The 18,925-nt window shown below is 58.2% G+C and carries 17 protein-coding genes; 6 read left to right on the forward strand and 11 right to left on the reverse strand.

Annotation, left to right across the window (positions count from 1 at the left end; genetic code table 11):
• Nucleotides 1-87: 87 nt before the first annotated feature.
• The 4 genes from CYB_RS04755 to CYB_RS04775 all read right to left on the reverse strand — a co-directional run bounded on the left by CYB_RS04755 (nt 88) and on the right by CYB_RS04775 (nt 5,413).
• Nucleotides 88-1,311: a glycosyltransferase gene (locus CYB_RS04755; RefSeq protein ID WP_011432630.1), complete on the reverse strand. Its 1,224-nt coding sequence runs from the start codon at nt 1,309-1,311 to the stop codon at nt 88-90.
• Between the two features lie 174 nt (nt 1,312-1,485).
• Nucleotides 1,486-3,978, reverse strand: a complete 2,493-nt coding sequence (locus CYB_RS04760; protein WP_011432631.1) for an HD family phosphohydrolase — start codon at nt 3,976-3,978, stop codon at nt 1,486-1,488.
• A 66-nt stretch (nt 3,979-4,044) separates the two neighbouring features.
• Nucleotides 4,045-4,467, reverse strand: a complete 423-nt coding sequence (locus CYB_RS04765; protein ID WP_238376907.1) for a plastocyanin/azurin family copper-binding protein — start codon at nt 4,465-4,467, stop codon at nt 4,045-4,047.
• A 208-nt stretch (nt 4,468-4,675) separates the two neighbouring features.
• The gene (locus CYB_RS04775; protein ID WP_071818151.1) at nt 4,676-5,413 is read right to left on the reverse strand and encodes a 4'-phosphopantetheinyl transferase family protein; all 738 of its coding nucleotides are present in this window, start codon (nt 5,411-5,413) and stop codon (nt 4,676-4,678) included.
• Here CYB_RS04775 and CYB_RS04780 point away from each other — a divergent pair.
• Nucleotides 5,412-6,881, forward strand: a complete 1,470-nt coding sequence (locus tag CYB_RS04780; protein WP_011432634.1) for an LCP family protein — start codon at nt 5,412-5,414, stop codon at nt 6,879-6,881. The genes CYB_RS04775 and CYB_RS04780 overlap by 2 nt on opposite strands.
• Before the next feature lie 107 nt (nt 6,882-6,988).
• Nucleotides 6,989-8,848: a molecular chaperone HtpG gene (htpG, locus tag CYB_RS04785; RefSeq protein WP_011432635.1), complete on the forward strand. Its 1,860-nt coding sequence runs from the start codon at nt 6,989-6,991 to the stop codon at nt 8,846-8,848.
• Here htpG and ribH read toward each other — a convergent pair.
• The gene (ribH, locus tag CYB_RS04790) at nt 8,842-9,426 is read right to left on the reverse strand and encodes a 6,7-dimethyl-8-ribityllumazine synthase (RefSeq protein WP_011432636.1); all 585 of its coding nucleotides are present in this window, start codon (nt 9,424-9,426) and stop codon (nt 8,842-8,844) included. The two genes, htpG and ribH, sit on opposite strands and share 7 nt — an antisense overlap.
• 385 nt (nt 9,427-9,811) lie before the next feature.
• Between ribH and glnT the strand changes: the two genes are divergently transcribed.
• On the forward strand, nt 9,812-11,110 hold the full coding sequence (glnT, locus tag CYB_RS04795) for a type III glutamate--ammonia ligase (protein WP_011432638.1): 1,299 nt from the start codon (nt 9,812-9,814) through the stop codon (nt 11,108-11,110).
• A 63-nt stretch (nt 11,111-11,173) separates the two neighbouring features.
• Here glnT and CYB_RS04800 read toward each other — a convergent pair whose 3' ends face one another.
• From CYB_RS04800 to CYB_RS04820, 5 genes are all read right to left on the reverse strand, one after another.
• Nucleotides 11,174-12,040, reverse strand: coding sequence for a shikimate dehydrogenase (locus CYB_RS04800; protein ID WP_011432639.1), 867 nt, complete (start codon nt 12,038-12,040; stop codon nt 11,174-11,176).
• A 62-nt stretch (nt 12,041-12,102) separates the two neighbouring features.
• Complete coding sequence (locus CYB_RS04805; RefSeq protein ID WP_238376908.1) at nt 12,103-12,498, reverse strand: hypothetical protein; 396 nt, start codon at nt 12,496-12,498, stop codon at nt 12,103-12,105.
• Nucleotides 12,499-12,653: 155 nt separating this feature from the next.
• Entirely contained in the window at nt 12,654-13,964 is a 1,311-nt protein-coding gene (locus CYB_RS04810) for a response regulator (protein WP_148202701.1), read from the reverse strand.
• A gap of 294 nt (nt 13,965-14,258) precedes the next feature.
• Nucleotides 14,259-15,005 carry an SIMPL domain-containing protein gene (locus CYB_RS04815; protein WP_011432642.1) on the reverse strand — a complete coding sequence of 249 codons (747 nt, stop codon included), beginning with the start codon at nt 15,003-15,005 and terminating at the stop codon, nt 14,259-14,261.
• Between the two features lie 30 nt (nt 15,006-15,035).
• Nucleotides 15,036-15,347 carry a hypothetical protein gene (locus tag CYB_RS04820; protein ID WP_041436348.1) on the reverse strand — a complete coding sequence of 104 codons (312 nt, stop codon included), beginning with the start codon at nt 15,345-15,347 and terminating at the stop codon, nt 15,036-15,038.
• A gap of 203 nt (nt 15,348-15,550) precedes the next feature.
• On the opposite strand from CYB_RS04820, the gene CYB_RS04825 reads away from it, so the two are divergent.
• The 3 genes from CYB_RS04825 (at nt 15,551) to CYB_RS04835 (ending at nt 17,499) form a co-directional block, all read left to right on the forward strand.
• Nucleotides 15,551-15,826, forward strand: a complete 276-nt coding sequence (locus tag CYB_RS04825) for a DUF4404 family protein (protein WP_011432644.1) — start codon at nt 15,551-15,553, stop codon at nt 15,824-15,826.
• Nucleotides 15,827-15,907: 81 nt separating this feature from the next.
• Nucleotides 15,908-17,218 carry a glutamate-1-semialdehyde 2,1-aminomutase gene (hemL, locus tag CYB_RS04830; protein ID WP_011432645.1) on the forward strand — a complete coding sequence of 437 codons (1,311 nt, stop codon included), beginning with the start codon at nt 15,908-15,910 and terminating at the stop codon, nt 17,216-17,218.
• Between the two features lie 38 nt (nt 17,219-17,256).
• Nucleotides 17,257-17,499 (forward strand): hypothetical protein, encoded by a 243-nt coding sequence (locus CYB_RS04835; protein WP_011432646.1) that lies wholly within the window; start codon nt 17,257-17,259, stop codon nt 17,497-17,499.
• Here the strand turns inward: CYB_RS04835 and CYB_RS04840 are convergent.
• Nucleotides 17,496-18,896: a ferredoxin:protochlorophyllide reductase (ATP-dependent) subunit N gene (locus CYB_RS04840; protein WP_011432647.1), complete on the reverse strand. Its 1,401-nt coding sequence runs from the start codon at nt 18,894-18,896 to the stop codon at nt 17,496-17,498. The genes CYB_RS04835 and CYB_RS04840 overlap by 4 nt on opposite strands.
• Between the last annotated feature and the right edge of the window lie 29 nt (nt 18,897-18,925).

Raw genomic sequence — 18,925 nt, forward strand, 5'->3', positions numbered from 1 at the left:
AGGTGGATGCCAAAGGGGGCCCAGACCGTGAGGAAATGAGCGAAATGCCCGTACTTTCCTATTGGCTCTTCCTGGAAAAAGCCATACTCAAGACTGGCCACCCACAGAGTCCGACTTAACCTCTGCACTCCTCCAGCTCAGCTTGGAGTTGAGGTAGAAGTTCCAGAATACAACAATACCGATGGCAATTAAGTTGGCCAACAAATAATGAATGCCCAAGCGCTCGCTCAGCAAGGTCACCAGTGAAGTGTTGAGAACCAAGCCAATTAAGCAGATAACGTTAAACTTCGCCAACCGCTTCAGGCGATTCCAGGGCCCCGGCTGCAAGCGGGTCACATGGCGAAAAGTCCACAGGTCGTTCCAGAGGAAGTTATTGAGAATGGCCACCTCCGAAGCAACCAGCTTACTGGTTATGAGATCCCATCCCAAGTTGGTGGGATCGTGCAAAACATAGAGCAAAGCCATGTCCACCAAGGTGCCGGATAGGCCAACTGTGCTGAAGCGCAAAAAGGATCCCACCTGCCCTAGCGAAAAGCGCAGCACCATCAGGTGGTGGAGATATTGGAGACAAGTTTGCAGTTGGATTTTGCTCTCCCCGTTTTGGCGCTCCTGAAAGATGTAGCCGACTTCAGCAATGGTTTTCACCCGGCCCCGCGCCAGCACCTCGATCAGCAGCTTGTAACCCTTGGGGTTGAGCGGGATCCCGGCAATGGCTTGGCGTCTGACCAGGAACAGTCCGCTCAACGGATCGGAAACACGGCTGAAAACTCCCGGCAGCAGAACCAGCCCAATCCATTGGGCCCCGCGGGAGACAATGCGCCGGCCCAGGCTCCAGTGGCTCACCCCTCCCGATGGTGCATAGCGGCTGCCCACCACCAAATCTGCCCCTTTCTGGATGAGCGGCCACAATTTGAGGACAATCTCCGGCGGATGCTGCAAATCCCCATCCATAACCCCCAACACCTCGCCGCGGGCAGCTTGCCATCCCCGCAGCACGGCAGTGGCCAGGCCTCGTTCGTGGTGGCGACAAATGACTTGCAGTTGAGGGAATTCTTTTTGCAATCCTTGGGCCACTTTGGCAGTGTAATCGGGGCTATTGTCATCCACCACAATCAACTCATAGCTTCCAGGCAGAATCGTGTCTAGGTGGGCACACAACTGCCGGATCAGGCTGCAGATACTGGAGGCTTCGTTGTAGGTGGGAATGACCAGCGACAGTTGGACAGGGCTGGACTGAGACAGAGGTGGAATCTGAAAAGGAGCTGCAGAAGCTTTGGGATCGGCAGAGGAAGTAGGAGCTTCATGAAGCATTCAGCAGGCCATCCAAAAACAATAAAACAAAAATCCTCCGCCTAGGGCTGCAAATCCTAGGACTGCCTTGGTTCATACTGGGTCCACAGAACGATCCCCTATCGTACTGATCGATGAGCCGCAGGGCTAGACCTTTCTCTACCTACCCAGCTTCTTCGGGAAGAGGTTACTTGGCTAAGGGGATCCCGTAGAGGGGCTCATCAACACCGGGATCTGGGCCTGAGCAGAAGGAGTCTCAGGCAGCGAGGGGGCAGGGGTGAAACTGGGGTAGGGGATGCGCTCGTGGTTGGATTCCCGCCAGACCTCCACGAAAGCGTCTGCCACCACCTCCAAATCCTCCAGCGTCAGCCCACTATCAACCAACTGGCCATCTTGCCAACGGGCCTGGGCAATTTTGCGGACAACAGCTTTTGCCCGCTCGACCACATCGGGGCCGAAGCCATCGCTCAGAGTCATGCTGCGCAGGGCGGCTTCACAGGCATCGGCCATCATCACCACCCCCGTCTCCTTGCTCTGGGGGATCGGGCCATCGTAGCGGAACGGCTCTTCGGGTACGGGCTGACCCCCGGCTTTCATCTGGGCTTGATGGTAGAAGTAGGCAATCAGGATCGTCCCCTGGTGCTCAGGGATAAACGCCTGGACGGCGGTAGGCAGATTATATTGCTTGGCCAGGCGCAAGCCATCGCTGACGTGGGCCTTGATAATCTGAGCACTGCGATAGGGATCGTCCAGTTGGGTGTGGGGGTTGAGGCTGCCCATCTGGTTCTCGATGAAGTAGCGGGCCTGCAGCATCTTGCCGATGTCGTGGTAAAGAGTGCCGGTGCGCACCAGCTCCACGTTGAGGTTCAGCTTCTGGGCAGCCCGTTCTGCCAAAGTGGCCACAAGCAGAGTGTGCTGGAAGGTGCCGGGGGCCTCTGCAGCCAGCCGCCGCAGCAGCGTGCGATTGGGATTGCTCAACTCGATCAGACGAATGGGGGTGGCTAAGTCAAATAGGCGCTCCAGGTAGGGGCTGGCTCCCAGGGCAACAATGCTCCATCCCAAGCTGGTTCCCCCTGCCAAAGCCATGGCCAACAGGTCGATGCCACCGGTGGTGGCCAAGCTAACCGCCCCGTAGGCCAGCATCTGCACCGCTGCCGCTCCTCCTCCCAACAAGGCCAGCTCTTCGCGGGAACGGGAACGCCCGGCCAGGGCAGAGGCCACCACGCTGCTGGAGAGCAAGGGTACAAGGGTGAGCAGGTTGACAGGGGAGACCAAGGGCAAAAACAGCGCCTGGCCTACCACCACCACCAAGCCCAGCCCTGCCCCGTAAAAACTGCCCAGCAACAGCCCCACTGCCGGCAGGGAGCTGAACTCCAGCTTGAACAAGGCCGCCAAAAGGGGAGCGGTCAGGGAAACCATGAGGATCAACACCCGATCCCGGCGGCGCAACCCTGGCCGCAAGCGTTGCTGCAGAGGCACAAAGACAGCCAGGCCCATGCCCATCACTCCGGCCACTCCCACCAAGCCCCAGATGTTGATCCCGCGCTGGGTAAGCCCAAAGTGGTCCAAGATGAGAAAAATTTCGGGAGTGATGACCTGATCTGCTCGCACGATCACCTGGTTCTCGGCAACCGAGATCAGAACCGGCTCGACTTTTTCCAGCTCGGCGCGGATGCGCTGCTCGGTGCGCTGGGGATCCACCTCCACATTGGGAATGAGCACCTGCTGCAGCCACTGATAGACCAGCCCTTGCAACTCCTGTCGTTGGGCAGCATTGCCCGGAAACATCAAATCGTCCAGTTGGGCTTGGATCCCTTCGGCGCGAACTTCGCGGGGCAGGCCATCCACGATCCCTATCTTCTGCAGACGCTCCAAGACCCGCCGGCTCAAGGTTTGCAAATGCTGCCAATCCGCATCTGCCAAGTTGAGAACTGTGGCCGGAACAGGGGGGGTGAGCTGCTCCAGAGCCGGCAAAGCCGCTTGATAGCGCCGTTGCGCCGCTTCCACCTGGGCAATTAGCTGAGTATAGGGATCCGTCGCCGCCATCTGGGTGGCCGATCCATCCAACCAGACCCGCTGCCAAACCTCGACAAGCTCTTGCTTGGCCCGCTGCTCCGGAGGAAGCTGCTCCGGTCGCCCCGAAGAAGGCTCTTCCAAAGGAGATGGGGTGGCTCCGCGGATGGCCTCTTGTCGGGCGCGAGCCTGGAAGGGTTCCCACTCCTCCGGGGAAAGCTGGCGCAGGTAGATCTGCGTTGGCAGAGACAGCAACTGGACAGAAACATAGGGCAGAGGCCCTGCCTCTTGGCGGATGGCCTCCACCTCAGCCAGGAGAGCCTCCAGATTTTGCCGCATGCTGTCGTTGGCGGTGCTGTTGATTTTGAGGGCCTGAACCACCCGCCGCCGCGCCTCAGCTTGTCGGGCCTGGGTAGCCTCCACATCTTCAATCTCCGCCGCAGCAGGGGCAAGAAACGTCTGCGGAGAACGGCTGCCGACGGTCAGTTGTGGTTCGTTGTAGTAGCGGATCCCGTGGACGGCAGTGAGGGAGAGAAGCGCGAGGGCATAGCCGGCAATCCGCTCCGAAAGGGGGGGCCTGCTCTTTCGAGGGGAAGCTGCCTGGCGTCGCCGAGTCCAGTGTTCCGCGTTCGCGTCGGTGGCGCGAAGGGCTTTGGGCGTGAGCGGGTTTTTCATGGATTGGCCTGGCAGCGTCTTTCTCTTTTCTATCCCCTTTTGGCCGGGTAGCCCAGGAAGAGGATCTCAATCGCCGATGGTAATCTGCCCCACCATACCTGCTTCTGCATGGCCGGGAATGGTGCAAACCAAAGCGTAGACTCCAGATTTCAGGGGAATAAATTGCCACTCCACCGAAGCGCCTGGCTTCAGCTCCAGTTCTCGGATCTGGCCCTTAATTTCCACGCCGGCCACGTCCAGCTTGCGGGTCCAGACGGCATCGGCAAAATCCTTGGCGCTGAAATAGTGCTTCAGTTGGCTGGGGTTGCTCAGGCGGAGACGGTAGAGGCTGCCGTTGCGAAAAGACAGTTCCTTGGGCACAAACACCAACTGATTGTCGGCAGTACCCAACTCAATAACCTTCTCCTGCGGCGTTTGTCTGGAGAGATCCCGCGCCCATACCGGATGCGGGATCCCAATCATGAGGGCCGATAGCCAGATTCCCAGCACCAGGAAATGACAGAACCTGTTTAACATTGCAACAACGAGGAGAGAGGAAAGAGCAAAGAGAAAAGAGCAACGAGGAGAGAGAAAAGAGCAAAGAGAAGAGATTCCTCCTTCTCACTTCTCACTCCTCCCTTCTCACTCCTCTGCGAGTAGCCTGGAAACTCAAGATAGCATCTCTAGGCGGAGAGGTTTTGATTCCCTTCTGCCCTGTCTAGCCATCCACATCCTCGTAGAGCCGCACGGCTGGGGCTTCCTCTCCGTCTTTCCTTATTTCAAGGGCTACCGCAGCGGCGTAGCCACCGGCAACCCGAAGGGGTAGGGTTACCCAGCAAGAGTCCCCGTCCAAAGCTCTGGAGCCGGCCAGACCCCTGCCTGTTCCCTTCAGGAGCGCCTCCTTTTGTGTCCACATTTGAAAGAAAAGGGCATCTCGCTCTGGAGCTGGACAGCTGGCCAAACGGCCCTGCTCAGCAGCCGAAAAATAGCGTTGGGCGATGCGCTGCCAGCGGAGCACAGGTCGAACCCATTCCAGATCCACTCCAATGCGGTATTGCCATCTCAGGCCGATCAGGACGCGCTCGTGGGAGTGGCTGAGGTTAAACTGCAGCGGCAGGGGTGGATCCCGCCAGTAGGGTTTGCCGGTAGAACTGTGGTCGAGGGGGATCCCCTGGGGCGGAATGCCGCTGTAGCGGCTAAGCAAGCTCCGCAACCCAAGACGACCGGCCAGAAAGCGGCGCCGATCTGCCGGCAGTTGTAAACGCTCTGCCCGCCGACATTCTTCAGGGGAAAGAAGGCCGAGCTGGGGGAGCAACTTCTCCAACGGGGGGACTGTCTGCAGCCAAAGATGCACCTCTGACTTTCCCGACAACGGCTGCAGGGATCCCCCTGTGGCGACTGCTACCTCGCTGAAGTTGGATCCAGACAACTCTGAAAACTGAGGATAGGGTAACATGGCCTTGAATTGGTGGAGTTGGCAACACCACCCAGACAGTACACCCTTTCCTGTACGCGCTCGCGAGGCCTGGTCTGACCTGATGCCCTCCTTCCACTATCCCCCCCGTCCTGACCGTGTCCGCGCAGCTCGTCAGCAGGCCATTCGTCAGGGGATCCTCTGGCTGTTGTTGGGGTTCACGGCTGTGTTGGCGGGTTCTGCCGGTGCCCTCTTGGCCGTGATGTTGCCCCGTCAGGTGATCCCAACTTCCCTCACTCCTGCAGAACAAGAAGCCTTCCGTCCCGATGCCTTACGGGCTGCGGCTCTGGATCGCTCGTTGCATATCCTCATTCTCGGCACGGACAACCCGGATCCCACCCTGCCCTTGCCCACAGAGCGAGATCGCTTCCACACCCGCAGCGACACCATTCTCTTGGCCCGCTTTGATCCCCAGGCGCGGCGGATTACCGTTTTGTCCATCCCCCGCGATACTCGTGTGCGCTTGCCTGGCTTTGGTGTGGCCAAGATCAATGCTGCCAACTTGGCAGGGGGCCCGGCGCTGACGGCCCAGGTGGTCAGCCACTTGATGGGTGGGATCCCGATTGACCGCTACATTCGCCTCAATACCGACGCTCTGGAAAAGCTGATCGATGCGGTGGGCGGCGTGGAAATCTACGTGCCGGAACCGATGCAGTACGCAGATCACACCCAGCAGTTGTTCATCCACCTGGAGCCCGGCTGGCAACGCCTCAATGGAGAACAAGCCCACCACTTTGCCCGCTTTCGCCGCGATCACCTGGGATTGGGGGATATCGGTCGGGTGCAACGGCAACAGGAATTGCTGCGGGCCCTGAGCCGGGAACTGCTCTCCCCTGCTGTCTGGCCGCGGATCCCAAAGATTTTGCAGGTTATCCGCACCAACCTCGATACCAACCTCACCTGGGAAGAGGTTCTGAGCTTGGCCAAGTTTGTCCTCACCTCTGGGGGCGATCGCATCGACCTGGTGCTGCTGCCGGGCCGCTTCAGTCAGCCGGGAGAATTCTCCACCAGCTACTGGCTGCCGGATCCAGCCGGGATCCGACGGGTGGCCGTCTCCCACTTTGGCCTGGAGGCAGAGGTAGCCCGCATTCCTCCACACCGCCTGCGCATAGCCGTGCAAAACGCAACCGGAGAGCCGGGGATGGCCCGCCGTATGGTGCAAGAATTGGTGAGGCAAGGATACGCCCATGCTTTTGCCGTGGAAGACAGCACTCAGGTGCTGCAGCAAACGGAGATCCTCGCCCAGAGCGGGGATCGGGAGGGGGCTAAACAGATCCGCGCCGCCATTGGCCTGGGAGAAGTGCGGGTAGAATCTACTGGCGTTCTCAACTCCGATGTCACCATTCGAGTCGGCCAAGATTGGGCTCAACAGTTGGCTTTGGATGAAGCACTCCGCGCCGCTGACGCCAACGGCCAAACCCAAGCTCCGCCCGGAGCAGCTCAGCTCTAGAGAGCCGGTTCGGTTGCGAGTGCGGATTTCCGAAAAAGAGCCTGCTTGTCGGGGACTTTTCGGTCTCTGTAGATTAGCACTGAGCTTGTTTGAGTGCTGAGCCACCTATGACCGTGCTGGAACAGGGATCCATCACCATCCACACCGAGAACATCTTTCCCATCATCAAGCAGTCTCTCTACTCGGATCGAGAGATCTTCTTGCGGGAGCTGATCTCCAATGCTGCTGATGCCATCACCAAGCTGAAGATGGCCAGCCTTGCCGGCGAAGTGGCAGATCTCCCAGAGCCGGAGATTACGATTGCCCTCAACAAGGAGGCCAAGACCTTAGCGGTGGCCGATAACGGCATTGGCATGACTGCCGAGGAAGTGAAAAAATACATCAACCAGGTGGCTTTTTCCAGCGCTGAAGAGTTCATTCAAAAGTACAAGGGCAAAGACGCAGAGCAAGCAATCATTGGCCACTTTGGTCTAGGATTCTACTCCTCTTTTATGGTGTCGCAGCGGGTGGAGATCGACACCCTCTCCTATCGGCCCGGCAGCACGCCGGTGAAGTGGGCTTGTGACGGCACCACTACTTTTACCCTCTCCGATTCTGAGCGCTCCAGCATCGGCACCACCGTTACCCTTTACATCACCCCCGAAAACGAAGAATACCTGGAGCCAAGCCGCATTCGGGAATTGGTTCGTAAATACTGCGATTTCATCCCCGTTCCCATCAAGTTAAACGGGGAAGTGATCAACAAGCAAAAGCCCCTGTGGAGAACCTCACCTTCCGAACTCAAAGATGAGGATTACCTAGAGTTTTATCGCTACCTCTATCCCTTCCAAGAGGATCCCCATTTCTGGGTGCACATCAACACCGACTATCCCTTCATCGTGCAAGGGATCCTCTATTTCCCCAAATTGCGCCCCGATATTGATCCCACCAAGGGTCAAGTCAAGCTGTTCTGCAATCAAGTCTTTGTCCAAGATAACTGTGAGGAAGTCATCCCCAAGTTTCTCCTGCCTCTGCGGGGGGCCATCGACAGCCCGGATATTCCTCTCAACGTCTCCCGCAGCTTCTTACAAAATGACCGCACCGTAAGACGCATTGGGGATCACGTTGCCAAAAAGGTGGCGGATCGTCTCAATGAACTGTACAGGGAAGATTACGAAAAATACGTCAAGGTCTGGCCCGACATCAGCCTCTTTATGAAGTTTGGGGCGATGAACAACGACAAGTTCTTTGCCCAGATTAAGGATATTCTCATTTTCCGAGTGGCCGGATCCCCTGCTGACAAACCCGAATATGTGACCCTGAAAGCGTACCTGGAGCGCACCCGCGACAAGCAAAACAAGCGAGTTTACTACGCCACCGATGAGGCTGCCCAGAGTGCCTACATCGATCTCCACCGCTCTCAAGGACTGGAAGTGATCATGCTGGATAGCTGGATCGACAGCCACTTCAGCAGCTTTTTGGAGCGGGAATACAAAGAAGAAGGGATCCAATTTAAGCGGGTGGACTCTGAGCTGGATGAAACGCTGGTGGATAAAGACAAAGCCGCCGAAATTGTTGACCCGGTCACGCAAAAAACCCGCAGCCAAAAGTTGGTCGATCTCTTCCGACAAGCCCTGGGCAAAGACAAGTTGCAGATCCAAGCAGAAGCTCTTAAATCAGAGTCGGTTCCGGCCATGATCTTGCTGCCGGAGACGCTGCGGCGCCTACAGGAGCTCAACGCCGTCATCCAGCAGAAGCCGCTGGAGTTTCTGGAAGAGCACACGCTGGTTCTGAACACGGCCCATCCCCTTATCCAAAACCTGCAGTCTCTTGCCGATCAGGGTCGGGATCCCGACTTGGTTCACCTCATCTGCAATCACATCTACGATTTGGCTTTGATTACCCAGAAAAGCTTTGACCCGGCAGCCGTGCGGGCCTTTGTGCAGCGTTCCAACGAAGTGCTGACTCGCCTCACCCGCCCTCAATAGGCAGCGCTGTCCAGGGTAGACTGCAGGGCTTCCGCTCCACCGGGCAGAGACGGACGGGATCCGGCCCCGTTGCCGCTGTGGCCGTAGCTGCCTTGGAGCACGGGGGCAACTTGGCGCATCAGAGTAGCCATCTCCAGGGCACTCATGGCGTATTCCCAACCTTTGTTGCTCTTGACCCCGGCCCGCTCCAGAGCCTGCTGCAGGGTATCGGCGGTGAGGATCCCGAAAATAACCGGCACTCCGGTACGAAATCCTGCCGCCGCAATGCCTTTGGAGACCTCCGCCGCCACATAGTCGAAGTGGGGAGTTTGCCCGCGAATCACTGCCCCCAGACAGATGATGGCATCATAACGGCGAGATTGGGCCAGTTGGTGAGCCAGCAAAGGCACCTCAAAACTGCCGGGCACCCAGTAGTAGTCCACTTGCTTGCTCTCCGGGCCGACATCCACACCATGCCGCTTCAGCGCGTCCTGGCACCCTTCTAACAATTTGCCGGTGATCAGGTCGTTAAACCGACCGATGACAATGGCTAGACGCAGATCCTCCGTCTGAACAAAATTGCCCTCGTAAACTGCCATCTGCGCTGCTCCAGATCTACCCAAGAGAAGAACAAGCGGGCCGACACGGCAAAACCACGCTTTCCCATCCTAATTCACTTTCACTGAGGGAGCCACGGCGCAGACGCCCCGGCCTTCATGCCCAGAGGTACTGCTCGAAACGATGGCTTGCTGGCCCTCTTGGCATTCAACTTCCACCCCGCCTTGGCAACCATCTGGGCTGACTCAAAAGCGGGAAGGAACATCAACGGGTAATTGTTGGCCAGGGGAGAATTTTCCCATTGCTGCGCAACCCTGGGCGAATACAAATGGCGGTGTTTGTCTTCCTGGCCGCTTCTTTTGATAAAGATCTATTTTTGTGCGGAAAGACACATCTCTACCTGAGGCCAAGACCTAGCTTGGGTACATGACACAGCCGCTTTCTGAAATTGCCCGCGCCCAAGGGATCGGCTACTTTCTGCTCTCTTTTACCGACCTGTTTGGGATCCAACGGGCCAAGCTGGTGCCTGCCTCAGCTATCGACTTCATGGCAGAGGGTCAGGCTGGATTTGCCGGGTTTGCTGCCTGGTTGGACTTGACGCCTGCAGACCCCGATGTGTTTGCCCAGCCGGAGCGCGAGCGCTTGTTTCAACTGCCCTGGCAGCCGGAAGTGGCCTGGATGCCTGCCGATCTAGTCCAGGTCAACGGGGATCCCTTGCCACAAACCCCCCGCTGGGTATTGAAGAAGGTGTTGTCCCAAGCAGAAGCTATGGGCTTTCAAGTCAAGACGGGGATCGAATGCGAGTTCATGCTTCTGTCGCCCGAAGAGTGGGCCATTTCCGATGAGCGCGACCAGCAGGCCAAGCCCTGCTATGACCAGCAAAGTTTGATGCGGCGTTTTTCGGTGATCCGGGACATCTGCGATGGCATGCAGAAGCTGGGCTGGGATCCCTATCAAAACGATCACGAAGATGCCAACGGCCAATTTGAAATGAACTGGCGGTTTGACGATGCCCTAGTTACGGCTGATCGCCACGCCTTTTTCAAATACATGGTGAAAAGCATTGCCGAAAAGCATGGCTATCGAGCTACCTTCATGCCCAAACCCTTTGCCCATCTGACGGGCAACGGCTGCCACACCCATATTTCTCTTTGGCAGGGGGAGCAAAACCTATTCGCCGATCCCCAAGGGGAATTGGGGCTTTCTCAACTGGCCTATCACTTCATCGGCGGGGTGCTGCACCATGCGCCTGCTTTGTGTGCCCTCACCAACCCGACGGTCAATTCTTATCGCCGCCTCAATGCCCCCGTCACGCTCTCTGGGGCCACCTGGTCTCCCAACACAATCAGCTACAGCGGCAATAATCGCACCCACGCCATTCGGATCCCGGATGCCGGGCGGTTTGAATTGCGTTTGGCCGATGCTGCCGCCAATCCCTACCTTTTGGCTGCCGGTCTCATTGCCGCCGGCCTGGACGGGATCCAACACCAACGGGATCCTGGCCCCCGCTGTGACAACAACGCCTACACCGATCCCCTCCCCAATGCCCCAACGTTGCCCGGCTCTCTGGTCGAAGCCCTCAACCATTTAGACCAAAACACCCTGTTCCGCAGCAGGCTTGGGGATCCCTTTGTGAATGCCTACCTCAAGCTCAAACGCCAACAGTGGCAGGAATACAACCGTCAGATCACGCCCTGGGAGCGGGAAACAACCTTGGATTGCTAGCCCGGTAGTTGTTGTTATCTCATTACATCTTGAGAGAGGGCTTCCAACTGGCCTGGAGTGACCCTAAACCTGGGCCAACTGGTGTTGAGCTGCCTGCCGCATCACCTCCACCGGTACAGGCTTGCCTCCCAGCCAAAGCGATAGAGCCTTGGCCCCCTGGTGAACCAGCATCTCTAGTCCACTGATGGGGGTATGTCCCAACTCGGCGGCCATCCGCAGCAGAGGAGTGGGATCCGGCACATAGATCAGGTCGTACACGATGGCACCCGGAGACAGCAGGCCCAGTTGCTCTCGGCTCAGGGGGGAAAGCCCTTGACCGGCGGGGGATCCCGGCTTGTGCATGCCCACGGGGGTGGTGTTGACCAAAAGCCGCGTCTGAGACAGGTAGCAATTCAACTCCGCCCAGTTCACCGTCTCCACCTGAGGCCAGGTCTGTTGCAAGGCCAGCAATGAGTTGGGGGATCGCCCCGCCACCCGCACCGGCCCCAGCCCCAACTCCAAACAGCCTTGGATGGCCGCCCGCGCTGCCCCCCCGGATCCCAGAATGAGAGTAGGGATCCCTTTTTCCAGACCCAGCAAAGGCTGCACAAAGCCATCGATATCGGTATTGGTGCCCGCCCACCCGCCCTCTGGCAAGGGGTAAACCGTATTCACCGCCCCCACCGCTGCTGCCCGCGATTCAATCTGATCGAGCAAAGGGAGAATGGCCTGTTTGTGAGGAATCGTCACATTAAACCCCCGCACCCCAATGGCCGCCAGCCCTGCCACCGCCGCCGCCAAGTGTTTTGGAGCCACCGGAAACGGCACATAGCAATAGTTTTCCCCCATAGCTGCCAAAGCAGCATTGTGCATGGCTGGGGATAAGCTGTGGGCCACCGGATCCCCGATTAGACCGAGCAATTGGGTGCTTCCCGAAATCCGACCGTCCACCGGCTCAGCCAACTCCTCAAGGGATCCCTTAAGCCACTCAAGATTTAAAGACGATTTAAAAACTACTGAGACTCCGACTCAACCCGCTGCAGAGTCTGCCGGTAGCGATGGCGCCAGTCGGCCAACGATTCTTCCGAAATGTGGTCGATCAAGGTGCTCATCTCCGCCAGGATCTGGTAAACGCGGTCAAAGCTTTTTCGGGTTCGCTCTTCCTGCTCCGGTTGATGGATCTGCACCATGTATAAGCTCATCTTGATGGTTTGCAGGCGGTTTTTGCCCAAATCTTCCAGCATTTCCCGAATTTGCCCGATTGCCTCCCGCCTCACCTGTCTCTGCCGCCGTCGCAACAGCCAAAAGAGGATCCCGTGGATAACCCCCACCAAAGTGGCGCTGACCGCCGTTGCCGTTTCTAGCGAAAAAGCGCTGCGGCTGGCCACAAAACCACTTAGCAGAATCACCCCTATTCCTACCGCCGTCAAGACTAGCTCAATGTTGTTCAGGAACCATCTTCCTGCTGGTCTCCAGATCCCAGATCCGGCCACTTGACCCTGAAGAATGCCCATCATAGCCTTTTGCACCTCCCTTCCGTCTCTCCCGTTCGCTCAGCCCATCGCTACCTGCTCAGCCGCCCCAAGGCCAGGCGCGGTCTTCTACGGCTCAGTTGACGCTTCAGACAAAGCTGCCGGAGTTTTCGCCGCCGCAAGCGGAAGGGTCTATGGGCCAGGGATCCCGCTGTGGACAGTTCCGGTGCAGAAGCCTGCATTTTTTGGCTGAGCTCTTGATGGTGTTGGCGGAGATCCTCAATCTGCTTGAGGCGAGTCTCCAGCTCTCGGCGCAGTTCGGCGTTTTCTTTTTCCAGACGCTGCAGGCGTTTCAGCAGCTCTGAGGACTCCGTTCCGCTGACGCGGTCGGAAACTGGGATGGGATGGGGAGCAGTCACCACCGAGCTGTGCACATTCCTGCTATCTCGCATAGCCTGGGCAGCCCGACGCAACAGAGCCACCCCCTTGGGGTCATCGCTGTCCATGAGGCTGGCCGCTCCAAACTGGAGCTGTACCGGCAGCGCCCGTCCATTCACCACAAAGGGATCCTGAATCATTCGCTGGCAGCAGCGTTCGGCAGCAATTTGCGCAGCAGCCAAGGTGCTCCCGGAGAGCAGAATGATAAACTGCCCCTCGTCGTAGCAAAACAGGTCGTCTCCATCGCGCAGGTTATTGGCCAAACGCTCCCTAAACAGTTTGAGCAGATCAGCCCGACCGTCAGCATCCAGCCCTTGTGCCAGAGAACCGAGGTTGGCCAAGCGCAGCACAAACAAGCTGAGGGGTTCCGATTGGGCACGGGCCTGGGCCACCCGCAGCGGCAAACGAGCCACCAAATCCTGACGGTTACCCACCTCCAAACCAATCGACTTGGGGGGAGAGGGAGGAGATTTTTGCCCAGTTTTGAGCAGATATTGCTGGCGGCGACTTTCTACAATGCGCAGCCCTGCCCGCACCCGCGTCAGCAGCTCTGCAGCCTGAAAGGGTTTGGAAAGAAACTCATCGGCACCTGCCTCCAAAGCCCGCTCCATGCTATCGTTGCCCTCGCGGGCAGTCATGATGATGTAGTACACCCAGGCATATTCCGGCAATTGCCGCAGTTGGCGGCACAGGTCTAGGCCGTTCAGAGAGGGCATGACCCAGTCGGCAATGATGAGGTCTGGGGGTTGGCGGCGAATTTGCTCCAGCGCGGAGAGGCCATCCAAAGCATAAGAAATACTGCAGCCCTGCTTGCCCAAAAAGTTGGACAGCATCTCTGCCACCATGTAGCTATCATCCACAATCAGTACACGGGCTTGCAGACTGCCGTCTTGACTTCTGCCAGAGACGAGTTTCGCCTTCTCAGGCGCAGGAGCTGCACTAGCGCTCTCCGGTCTGGGATCCATAGATAAACCGAGGCAGGGTGGCGCGGGAAAGCAAACTACCCGCAACTTTCCATCGCTATTCTAATGAATGTGGTATCTCCATCGTTATTCTGATGCGGTAGCGAACAGCAGCCGCTTCCACTTTGCCGAGTTGGTTAGATGGATTGAATCACTCTTGAATCACTGAGACTTCGCTCGTCCAGAGCCGCTGTCTGTTGCTGCCCAAGGCTTGCTCTGACCAGAAGCCCTTTGGCGGGAGAGCTGAAATCTATGTGGTGAACATTTGTGAATTATTCGAGGCAACAGAGCAGAGGCTCAGTAACGGATCTCGAGGGTGACTTGGGCGCGCACGGTTTGCTGTCCCCCCTCCACCGGTGTGGATGCTGTTTCTAGACGGGCATAGTCGGCGCGGGCAAAGGGGATCGGCGGCGGGATCATGTAGCCATCGCTCTGAATCTGGATGCGCTCGACGGAACGGATGCTCAGGTTCAAGGCCCCCAGCACATCCTGGGCTTGACGTTGGGCATCTTTCACGGCTTGGGTTAGGGCGCGGCTGCGCGCTTCCAACAGGGTGGCTTCATCGGCCCGGAAACTGACCGATTCCACCTGGGTGGCTCCGGCGGCCACAGCTTCGTCCAGCACTTGCCCGGCTCTGGCCACGGGCACCTCGAATTGCAGACTGTTTTGCCCCTGCACACCCGTTAGGCGAGGCTGGCCATCCCGGTAGTCGTATTGCGGGTAGAGGGAAATGCCGGTGGTTTGCAGAGCGCCTACTTGCAGCTCCTTGAGGCGATTGACCAGCCGCTCTGAGCGTTCTGCCACCTGTTGTTGTACCGATTGCGCCGTCTCCCCCTGGATCACCACCCCCAAGCGAATGAGGGCAATGGAGTTCTCTACGGAGACCGATCCCTGTCCTGTAACCGTCAACATTCGGGATCCCTCAGCGGGACTGGCCATCGCTCCGCCTCCAGCGATTGCGTTCCAACCCAACAGGGCCACCGCCAGTACCAGGCCCAGCCACGCTACCCCCTTCAGCCCTTTCCAACCCCTGATCCCGTTCATTGCTTTCCCTTTCCATGGTTCAACCCCAGCCTACTCCCACCGCTCCTCAGCCTGATCCGACAAAAGCCCCAGCCACCAGTTCCCTAACCTCACCCAGCCGGTGCGTTCTTGCCCCCACGGATCCCGTATCCGCACACGGAATACCCGTTGATACTTGGAAGTGCTCCCGGAAAAAGGCCCCAGCCGCCAGTACCGTGCCTCCTGGCTCAACAGGGAGTAGCCCTGCTTTGCCGCCCACCGCTGCAGCAATTCTTGGCTGCGTCTTTGTTCCCAGACAAAAATTCCCATGAAAAGGGCAACAGCAACCGCTACCCATACTAGGGTCAATGCCAGCTCAGACATGGGGGTAGACAGCAAGGCTACTGCCCATCCTATGGGAGTTGCTCCAATGCTGGGATCCCCGGCGGTCAAAGTTCACCTTCGTCGCCTCACCCGCCCTCAGACCTTGGACAAAGAGATCCCTGCTTCAACCCATCAGACCGTATGATTGAGGCAGGGTGGTCAAAACTCAATCGGTTCTCAAGTCGTTAAGGTCTCTTTACAGAATGGCCGAATCGAAACTGCGACAACTGCTGCGCGATCTGGATGTTGAGCTGCAAAAAACCCCTGGCCTGGACGAAAAGCAGCGGCAGCACATTGCCACCATTCGCCAGGAAGTGGAAGCGGTGCTGGCCGAGCTGGGATCCCGAACCGAGAGCAAACAGAGCCAAGGGCATAGAGATCGCATTGGAGAGGCGCTGGGCCTGTTCGAGACCTCCCATCCCAACCTTACCCTGATCCTGGAGCAGGTGATCGACACACTGGCAGGGATGGGTTTGTAGTTTCATGGTCGGTAAAAGGGCTCACCAGAAAGCTCCCTTGCTTGCTAGCCTTGGTAATGCGTTGAAAGCTCCTTATGCTCTATGACCAGCACTCTCCACTCCACCTCGTTTAACACCACCCGCTCCAAGCAGGTTTTTGCCCGGGCACAAAGCCTCATGCCGGGGGGGGTTAGTTCTCCGGTACGGGCCTTCAAGTCGGTGGGCGGGGATCCCGTCGTGTTCGACCGTGTCTCAGGGGCCTACGCCTGGGATGTGGACGGCAACCAATACATCGACTACATCGGCAGTTGGGGGCCGGCGATTGTTGGCCACGCTCACCCCGAGGTCATTGAGGCTCTGCGCCGAGCTTTGGAGAAAGGCACCAGCTTCGGCGCCCCTTGCGTTCTGGAAAATGAGCTGGCGGAGCGGGTCATTGAGGCGGTGCCCAGTGTGGAGATGGTGCGCTTTGTCAATTCCGGCACCGAAGCTTGCATGGCGGTGCTGCGCTTGATGCGGGCCTATACCGGTCGGGAAAAGGTGATCAAGTTTGAGGGCTGCTACCACGGCCATGCGGACATGTTTTTGGTGAAGGCCGGTTCGGGGGTGGCCACGCTGGGCTTGCCAGACTCGCCGGGGGTGCCCAAGGCAGCTACCAGCGCTACGCTGACGGCTCCCTACAACGACCTGGAGGCAGTCAAGGCCCTGTTTGAACAGCACCCCGACTCCATTGCCGGAGTCATCCTAGAGCCGGTGGTGGGCAATGCCGGCTTTATTCCCCCCCAGCCGGGCTTCTTGGAAGGCTTGCGAGATCTCACCCAAAAGTACGGGGCCCTGCTGGTATTTGACGAGGTGATGACCGGCTTTCGCATCAGCTATGGCGGTGTACAGGCCAAGTTTGGGGTCATCCCCGATTTAACGACCCTGGGCAAGGTCATCGGCGGCGGCCTGCCGGTGGGGGCCTACGGCGGTCGGCGAGAAATTATGGAAATGGTGGCTCCAGCGGGGCCGATGTATCAGGCAGGGACTCTTTCCGGCAACCCCCTGGCCATGACAGCAGGGATCCAGACACTGGATATTTTGCGTCGTCCGGGCACCTACGAGTACCTGGAGCGGATTACCGAGAAGTTGGCGACGGGGCTATTGCAGATCGCGCGGGAAACGGGGCATGAGATGTGCGGGGGCTATCTGCCCGGCATGTTTGGCTTCTTTTTTACTGCCGGCCCAGTGCGCAACTACGAAGAGGCCAAGACTTCCGATCTGCAGAAATTTGCCCGCTTCCATCGCGGCATGTTGGAGCGGGGAGTCTATCTGGCGCCCTCGCAATTTGAGGCCGGCTTCACCTCCCTGGCCCACACAGAGGCCGATGTGGAGAAAACTCTAGCCGCCGCGCGAGAGGTGTTGAGCACCCTCTGAGTCTGCAATTCACCCTCTTTCGAGGCGGGATCCCTGCCATGGCCGAGCACATCCACCGCAACTGGAGCATCACTACCCAAGCTACAGAGAAGGGGTTTATCTTTCGCTGCCGACTGCTCCAGCAAGATGGCTCTTGCGAGCCGGAGATTGGCGCCAAAGCCTACGGCTACTTTCAAAACGAGGCCGAAGCTATTCTGGCGGGCATGGTCTGGATCGACCGGCAGCAACTGCCAGATCACCTAGACGGTCTACTGTTTGACAATGAGGAGCCGGAAGGTTAGATAGGGGCTTCTTCTCGCACCAGCCGCTCCCAACCCAAGCCTTTGAGGGCAGCATTGCGCCGCAGCGGTCGGGTCACCAGCTCCAGCAGAGCCTGGGTGTTGCCGAAGCCGTGGATCTGGGCGAAGGTGAACTCCACCGACCACTTGGTGGTTATCCCCCGTGCCTCTAGGGGGTTGGCGTGGGCCATACCTGTGATCACCAGATCCGGCTGCAGGGCCTTGATGCGCTGGATTTGGTTGTAGTTATCCGGCTTTTCTACGATGGTGGGCTTGGGCACTCCCATCTCTTCGCAGGTGCGCTCCAAGAGGGCCAGCTCAGCCGCTTGGTAGCGTTTGTCCATGTAAGGGATCCCAATTTCCTGCACCGTCATGCCACAGCGCACCAGGAAACGGGCCAGCGAGATCTCCAGCAGGTTATCGCCCATGAAGAAAACGCTCTTGCCCCGCAGCAGCTCCCGATAATCCCGAACCTGGGGATGGTTCCACACTTCCGCTTCCCGCTCTGCCAAGCCTTGAGTTGGGATCCCCAATTCGCGGGCAATGGCTTCTATCCAGGCGCGGGTGCCATCCGGCCCGATGGGAAAAGGAGCGGTGATGAGCTTAGCCTTTTTACGGCGTACCAGCGTGGTGGCTGTGCGGCTGAGGAAAGGATTCACCCCCACCACGTAGGTGCCCGGCTCGATGGCCGGCAGCTCTCCATAGCGTTTGGCCGGCAACCAGCCGGAGACGCGGATCCCGTGTTTCTTCAGCTCCAGGGTGAGTTGGGTAACCACCGGATCGGGCACCGAGCCGAAGATCACCAAGGGAGGATGCTTGTGGAAGCCTTCCTCCTCTTTCTTTTTTCCGGAGCGGAGCCCGTAGAAAAGGGCCTGGAGACCCCCGCGGGTTTCCTGCTCCTCTGCCCGCACCTGCTCTGGGCAGCGTTGAGCCATCGAGGCCAAAACCGTGTCTTCCCCTTGGGTAAAAGCGTAGTCGAGGCCATTGGCCCGGGCCACCACAATCGGGATCCCAATCTCCCCCTCCAGCTTCTGGGCTAGGCCCTCCAGGTCCATTTTGATGATCTCGGTGGTGCAGGTCCCGATCCAGACAATCACGCTGGGATTGCGATCCCGCTGAATTTGCAGGCACAGCCGCTTCAGCTCCTCATAGTCGTTGAGCTTGGCGCTAATATCCCCCTCTTCCAGCTCGGCCATGGCATAGCGGGGCTCGGCAAAGATCATCACCCCCATGGCATTTTGCAGAAAGTAGCCACAGGTCTTGGTGCCGATGACCAAAAAGAAGCTGTCTTCAATTTTTTGATAAAGCCAGGCTACACAGCTAATCGGGCAAAAGGTATGGTAATTACCGGTTTCGCACTGGAAGTTAAGGGCGTTGGCACTATCCAAAGCAGCATTCATGCTCGTCTCCTAACAACATATAAAGAGGG

The sequence above is a fragment of the Synechococcus sp. JA-2-3B'a(2-13) genome (genome assembly GCF_000013225.1).
Classification (GTDB): domain Bacteria; phylum Cyanobacteriota; class Cyanobacteriia; order Thermostichales; family Thermostichaceae; genus Thermostichus.

Bases quoted from the DNA above. Each gene is read 5' to 3' on its own strand.
- glnT (WP_011432638.1), top strand. From the start codon at position 9,812: ATGACACAGCCGCTTTCTGAAATTGCCCGCGCCCAAGGGATCGGCTAC.
- CYB_RS04835 (WP_011432646.1), top strand. From the start codon at position 17,257: ATGGCCGAGCACATCCACCGCAACTGGAGCATCACTACCCAAGCTACA.
- htpG (WP_011432635.1), top strand. From the start codon at position 6,989: ATGACCGTGCTGGAACAGGGATCCATCACCATCCACACCGAGAACATC.
- CYB_RS04810 (WP_148202701.1), bottom strand. From the start codon at position 13,964: ATGGATCCCAGACCGGAGAGCGCTAGTGCAGCTCCTGCGCCTGAGAAG.
- CYB_RS04760 (WP_011432631.1), bottom strand. From the start codon at position 3,978: ATGAAAAACCCGCTCACGCCCAAAGCCCTTCGCGCCACCGACGCGAAC.
- CYB_RS04820 (WP_041436348.1), bottom strand. From the start codon at position 15,347: ATGTCTGAGCTGGCATTGACCCTAGTATGGGTAGCGGTTGCTGTTGCC.
- CYB_RS04840 (WP_011432647.1), bottom strand. From the start codon at position 18,896: ATGAATGCTGCTTTGGATAGTGCCAACGCCCTTAACTTCCAGTGCGAA.
- CYB_RS04780 (WP_011432634.1), top strand. From the start codon at position 5,412: ATGGCCTTGAATTGGTGGAGTTGGCAACACCACCCAGACAGTACACCC.
- ribH (WP_011432636.1), bottom strand. From the start codon at position 9,426: ATGGCAGTTTACGAGGGCAATTTTGTTCAGACGGAGGATCTGCGTCTA.
- CYB_RS04755 (WP_011432630.1), bottom strand. From the start codon at position 1,311: ATGCTTCATGAAGCTCCTACTTCCTCTGCCGATCCCAAAGCTTCTGCA.
- hemL (WP_011432645.1), top strand. From the start codon at position 15,908: ATGACCAGCACTCTCCACTCCACCTCGTTTAACACCACCCGCTCCAAG.
- CYB_RS04815 (WP_011432642.1), bottom strand. From the start codon at position 15,005: ATGAACGGGATCAGGGGTTGGAAAGGGCTGAAGGGGGTAGCGTGGCTG.
- CYB_RS04775 (WP_071818151.1), bottom strand. From the start codon at position 5,413: ATGTTACCCTATCCTCAGTTTTCAGAGTTGTCTGGATCCAACTTCAGC.
- CYB_RS04825 (WP_011432644.1), top strand. From the start codon at position 15,551: ATGGCCGAATCGAAACTGCGACAACTGCTGCGCGATCTGGATGTTGAG.